Here is a 4,676-nt window from a genome sequence, read left to right on the forward strand (position 1 = left end):
GCTCGGCGGCCGGACGACGACCGCGGCGGGGACGGGGCGCGGACCGCCCTGGTGGTGGGTGTGCTGGTGCTGGCCCTGCTGGTGGCGGGGCTGGCGTGGAAGCTGGCGGACCTCGGGGACGATCCTTCCGACCCCGGCGCCTCGGCGACCTCGGGCGCGACCACCCAGGGCGCCGAGCCGTCCTCCGGGAAGGACGACGAGCCGAGCCCTTCCCCCTCCGCGACGTCGGCGAGCCCGAGCCCGTCCCCCTCGACGCAGCCGGCGCAGACGGTGAGGGTCACGGTGACCGGCTCGCACACGGAGTACGCCGGCGCCTGCCCGCCCCCGGCGGAGCAACGGCCCTCCGTGGCCGCCTCGTTCACGGTGGGCCGGCTGCCGGCCGAGGTGCGCTACCGGTGGGTGTCCGACGGCCTCGACCACGCGCTGGACGAGGGATGGCGGACGCTGGCCTTCCCCGAGGGCGGCCGGACCACCCGGGAGGAGCGGGTCCCGCTGAACCTGGACGGCGTGGAGGGGGCACTCGAGGGGTCCGTGCGCGTCGAGGTCGACGAGCCGCTCGAGGCGACCTCGGACTCCGTGTCCGTCGCCGTGGTGTGCGAGCCCCCGGACCACTCGGAGGAGCCCTCCCCCGATCCGGACGAGGGCGAGGACTGATCCCGCCGACCGGTCCGCGGACCGCCGCGGGCCGGTCCCGGGGTGGCGGGTCCCGAGGGCCGGTGCCCGGGAACGGCAGCGCCCCCGGGCCCGGTCGGGGCACGGGGGCGCGGTCACGGCCGCCCGCGTCAGTCGTTGGCGTTCAGGACGGGGAGGTAACCGCCCGACTGGCCCGCGGCCTTCGGGTGGTAGGACTCGCCGATGGACGTGATGTTCACGCTGTGCAGCCAGGAGTCGCCGGAGCAGAGCTCGTGCCCGGTGAAGGTGGGCCGGACGTCGCCGAAGCGGAACCCGTAGGCCGAAGCACGCCCCGAGGTGGTCGAGTTCAGCAGGTCGGCCGCCTGGTTGATCGCCGTGCGCTTGGTGTCGGAGAGACCGGCGCAGATCGCCGCCACGTTGTAGAACTTGGGGTAGCCCAGGACGACGACGCGGGCGTTGGGGGCGCGGTTCTTGATGTCGGCGTACAGCGCGTTGAGGTTCCCGGGCAGCGTCGACGTGATGTAGTTGCGCGCCGTGGCGATCCGGTTGAGGCAGGTCGTGTCGCTGCTGATCACACAGGTCTGCATGACGTCGGCGAACCCGGCGTCGTTGCCGCCGGCGCTCACCGAGACCAGGGCGGTGGAGGAGTTGAGCGGGGCCATCTGCGAGCTGCGCACCGAACTCGTCGTCGCGCCGGAGCAGGCCATGAAGGAGAAGGCCGACGGATTGTTCGCGTTGGCCCACAGCTGCGGGTACGCGAGGTTGCTGCGCTTGCAGGTCCCGCTGGACGTCTGGTAGCTGCCCGCTCCCACTCCGGAGGAGTAGGAGTCGCCGAGCGCCACGTACGCGCCGGCCGCCTGGGTGGACGCCTGTGCCGCCGCCGCACCGGTGAAGGCGAGGGCCACGGCGAGGAGGAATGAGCTCACAACTGCGGACGCGCGAACACGTCTCATGGGGGGGCCTCCATGGTCTGCGAATTTCCTGCGGGAACTGTGACAGCTACGCGCGTTGACGGGAAGTGCTCATGTCAAAAATTCATCTGCCGGAGCTGCTTTTTCTCCGTGTGGACGGAAGGACGACACCGGCCGGGACGATGATCCCGTACCGATTCCCGACGAATGCTCAGGCGCGGCGCATTCGCCGCGGATCGATCGCAGCGGGAGGGAAACGGACCGGACACCGCGGCCCCCGCACCCTGAACGGGCGACGGGGGCGCGGCCACTCACCGGGGAGGTCAGTCGTTGGCGTTCAGGACAGGGAGGTAGCCGCCGGACTGGCCGGCCGCCTTCGGGTGGTAGGACTCACCGATGTTCGTCCAGTTCACGCTGTGCAGCCAGGAGCTGCCGGAGCAGATCTCGTGCCCCGCGAAGGTGGGGCGGACGTCGCCGAAGGCGAAGCCGTGGGCCGAAGCACGCCCGGCGATGACCGAGTTCAGGTGGTCGGCCGCCGCGTTGATCGCCGAACGCTTGGTGTCGGAGAGACCGACGCAGACCGCCGCGACGTCGTAGAACTTGGGGTAGCCCAGGACGACGACCCGGGCGTTGGGGGCACGGTTCTCGATGTCGGCGTACAGGGAGTCGAGGTTCCCCGGCAGCGTCGACGTGATGAACGACCGCGCCGAGTTGATCCGGTCGAGACACACCGAGTTCGAGCTGATGACGCAGGTCGTCATGACGTCCGCGAAGCCGGCGTCGTTGCCGCCGGCGGTCACCGAGACCAGGGCGGTGTTCGCGTCGAGCGGGCCCATCTGCGAGCTGCGCACCGAACTCGTCGTGGCTCCCCCGCAGGCCACGAACGAGAACGACGACGGCGAGTTGGCGTTGGCCCACAGCTGCGGGTACGCGTTGGTGCTGCGCTTGCAGCTGCCGCTCTCGGCCGTGTAACTCCCGGCCCCGACACCGGAGGAGTACGAGTCGCCGAGCGCGACGTACGCTCCGGCCGCCTGGGCGGACGCCTGTGCCGCGGACGCGCCCGTGAAGGCGAGGCCTACGGAGAGGAGGAACGAGCTCACGACGGCGGACGTACGGAAACGTCTCATGGGTGGAGCCTCCCTGTTCTGCAGTTGTCTCTGCCTGAACTGTGGTACCAGCTACACGCGTTGACAGGAAGTGTGCATGTCAACAAAACCACGCACCGACGCCCCCTACGGGCGATGATCCCCCACCCAATCCCCGATGAATCATCAGTTAACGCGCGTCCCGCGCGAATTCGGCATCTTGACCGCTGTCCCGTCATTGCGTCAGATTGGGCCCGCCATGCGGCGCTTGGGTCGGTAAACGGACGGAACGCCTCAACCCGGCAAACCGTCGGATCACCTTTCAGGTATTGCGATTACCGACCAATTGCCAATATCGTCATACATCTCATACGCACCGGTCCGTCGTCGTGCGGTTCAGGGGAGGGCTCGGAACCGGGACGGACAGGGGCGGTCGCGCGGTAGGGGGGTGCTCGATGACCCGACCGGTCATCGAGTCGTGCCGCGCGCCCGGGCTCCGGCCGACGGGGCACGGACAGTTCTGCCGGCTCACCCGGCCCGCGGGCAGATCCCTGCCTGCGTGCCGTAGGTGAGAACCCCCCTTTCGAACCGGACTCACAGCGGCCGCCCGGGGGTGGGCGGTCCGCCGGACGAGAGGGACCAGACCCATGAGCGCAGTGCTGCCCCCGGTCACGCCGGGGCCCGACATCTACACGGCGGCGGACCGGTACCGGCCGATCACCTCGCACCTGGCCATCGCTCCGCCGGTCAGCGTGGTGATCCCCGCCATGAACGAGGCGGAGAACCTTCCGTACGTCTTCAAGACCCTGCCGGACTGGGTCCACGAGGTGGTCCTCGTCGACGGCGACTCCACCGACGACACCGTGGCCGTGGCCCGCGAACTGTGGCCGGACGTCAAGGTGGTGCGGCAGACCGGCAAGGGCAAGGGGGACGCCCTGATCGCCGGGTTCGCGGCCTGCACCGGAGACATCGTCGTCATGATCGACGCGGACGGCTCCGCCGACGGCAACGAGATCGTCAGCTACGTCTCCGCCCTGGTCTCCGGCGCGGACTTCGCCAAGGGGTCGCGGTTCGCCAACGGCGGCGGCACCGACGACATGACCTTCGTCCGCAAGCTGGGCAACCGCATGCTGTGCGCGGCCGTCAACCGGAAGTTCGGCGCCCGCTACACCGACCTGTGCTACGGCTACAACGCCTTCTGGCGTCACTGCCTGGACCGGATCGACCTGGACTGCACCGGGTTCGAGGTCGAGACCCTGATGAACATCCGTGTCGTCAAGGCCGGTCTCAAGGTGCAGGAGATCCCCAGCCACGAGTACCTGCGCATCCACGGCGTCAGCAACCTGCGGGCGGTCCGGGACGGATTGCGGGTGCTCCGGGTGATCCTGGCGGAGCGGTCCAACCGCCGTGCTCTGCGCGGGCGTTCGCGCCCGTCGCCGATGCTCGGCGCGACCGCCGGCGAGGTGTCGTGACGAGGCCCGCCGCGCACGACAGGAGCGGGCTGCCGGCCGGTCCGGCACTGCCGGAGATCTCGGTGGTGATCTGCGTCTACACCGAGGACCGCTGGACGGACATCCTCGCCGCGGTGGCCTCGGTGCGGGCGCAGTCCCGGCCCGCCCTGGAGACCCTGCTGGTGGCCGACCACAACCCGGTGCTGCGGGAGAGGCTGGAGCGGGAGTACGAGGACGATCCCTCGGTACGGGTGGTCGCCAACGCCGGCCCGCGCGGCCTGTCCGCCGGGCGGAACACCGGCATCGCCGAGGCCCGGGGGGAGGTGGTCGCCTTCCTGGACGACGACGCGGTGGCCGACCCCCGGTGGCTGCGCCACTTCGCCGAGGCGTACGACGACCCCCGGGTGATGGCGGTGGGGGGCCGCACCGAGCCCGCCTGGGAGTCGGGCCGCCGGCCGCCCTGGTTCCCGGAGGAGTTCGACTGGGTGGTGGGCTGCACCTACCGCGGCCTGCCGCCCGGCCGGGTGCGGGTGCGCAACGTGCTGGGCGGCAACGCCTCGTTCCGGCGGACCGCGTTCGAGACGGCCGGCGGCTTC

4 protein-coding genes and 1 pseudogene are annotated in these 4,676 nt (G+C 70.7%); 3 read left to right on the plus strand and 2 right to left on the minus strand.

Going from position 1 to position 4,676, the window contains the following annotated elements; all coding sequences use genetic code 11:
* A pseudogene (locus HW445_RS19205) lies at window positions 1–654 on the plus strand (serine/threonine protein kinase); the annotation flags it as partial.
* 128 nt (window positions 655–782) lie between these two features.
* Here the strand turns inward: HW445_RS19205 and HW445_RS19210 are convergent.
* A complete protein-coding gene (locus HW445_RS19210) occupies window positions 783–1,586 on the minus strand; it encodes an SGNH/GDSL hydrolase family protein (RefSeq protein ID WP_180222227.1) in 804 nt (267 codons plus the stop codon).
* Between the two features lie 281 nt (window positions 1,587–1,867).
* Window positions 1,868–2,671 (minus strand): SGNH/GDSL hydrolase family protein, encoded by an 804-nt coding sequence (locus HW445_RS19215; protein ID WP_180222228.1) that lies wholly within the window; start codon window positions 2,669–2,671, stop codon window positions 1,868–1,870.
* A 605-nt stretch (window positions 2,672–3,276) separates the two neighbouring features.
* On the opposite strand from HW445_RS19215, the gene HW445_RS19220 reads away from it, so the two are divergent.
* Entirely contained in the window at window positions 3,277–4,101 is an 825-nt protein-coding gene (locus HW445_RS19220) for a glycosyltransferase family 2 protein (RefSeq protein ID WP_180222229.1), read from the plus strand.
* Window positions 4,098–4,676: glycosyltransferase family 2 protein (locus tag HW445_RS19225; RefSeq protein ID WP_308799489.1), on the plus strand; the 579-nt coding region annotated here is incomplete at its 3' end. The genes HW445_RS19220 and HW445_RS19225, both read left to right, overlap by 4 nt.

The organism is Streptomyces sp. UH6 (assembly GCF_013421635.1).
GTDB classification, from domain to species: Bacteria; Actinomycetota; Actinomycetes; order Streptomycetales; family Streptomycetaceae; genus Streptomyces; species Streptomyces abyssomicinicus.

Excerpts from the sequence above, each read along its gene's own strand:
- HW445_RS19210 (WP_180222227.1), bottom strand. The coding sequence starts at position 1,586 with ATGAGACGTGTTCGCGCGTCCGCAGTTGTGAGCTCATTCCTCCTCGCC.
- HW445_RS19215 (WP_180222228.1), bottom strand. The coding sequence starts at position 2,671 with ATGAGACGTTTCCGTACGTCCGCCGTCGTGAGCTCGTTCCTCCTCTCC.
- HW445_RS19220 (WP_180222229.1), top strand. The coding sequence starts at position 3,277 with ATGAGCGCAGTGCTGCCCCCGGTCACGCCGGGGCCCGACATCTACACG.